Below are 615 nucleotides of genomic sequence, written 5' to 3' on the forward strand. Positions count from 1 at the left end.
CGGCACGGCGTGCCGTCGCGGCGACACTCGATATGCTACCGCCCGACGACATCGTTTTCGATTATCGACCGGTCGACATTCGCGTGGCCGACATCGACGGCGCGGGCACGCGCGGCATCGTGTACACCTACACCGCCACTACCTCCGGCTCGACCGGCAATCGACCCAACGAACTGGTGGTGATGACCGCGCTGCGGCCGGGGGATCGGCGGGGACAGTCGGCGTATCCCGGCAACGTGTCGTCCGATGACGTGGCGTTCGCGATCCTCCGCGAGGTGGGGTACGCCAACGAGGTGTCGGTCCACATCCCGGGCGAACTCACGGGTCTTGAGGTGGTGGGTGGGGAAATCCAGGTGCGCTTCGAAAGTCGGCTTGAATCGCCCACCTGCCAACGCGCAGCCGTCACCGCCGGTGGTGAGGCGCGCGCCAACGACTGCCCGCCACCGGGGCCGCACCGCTGGCGCTATCGCTGGACGCCGGGGCATCTGACCCGCGTTGCAGGCGATTAGTCCGTCCGGCATGGCGCCACCCCAGGTGCGGACGAGGGTGACGATGCGGCAGGCCTTGCACCGGTCGCACTCGCACCGTCCTCACGATGATTCCACGCGTTGCTGC

General features: G+C 68.1%; 1 protein-coding gene. It reads left to right on the forward strand.

The window, feature by feature from the left end; genetic code table 11:
• A partial coding sequence (locus ACXJKJ_RS31095) for a hypothetical protein (protein ID WP_457395432.1) occupies positions 1–509 on the forward strand: 509 nt, incomplete at its 5' end.
• Positions 510–615 lie beyond the last annotated feature (106 nt).

The organism is Roseateles sp. P5_E1 (genome assembly GCF_054049335.1).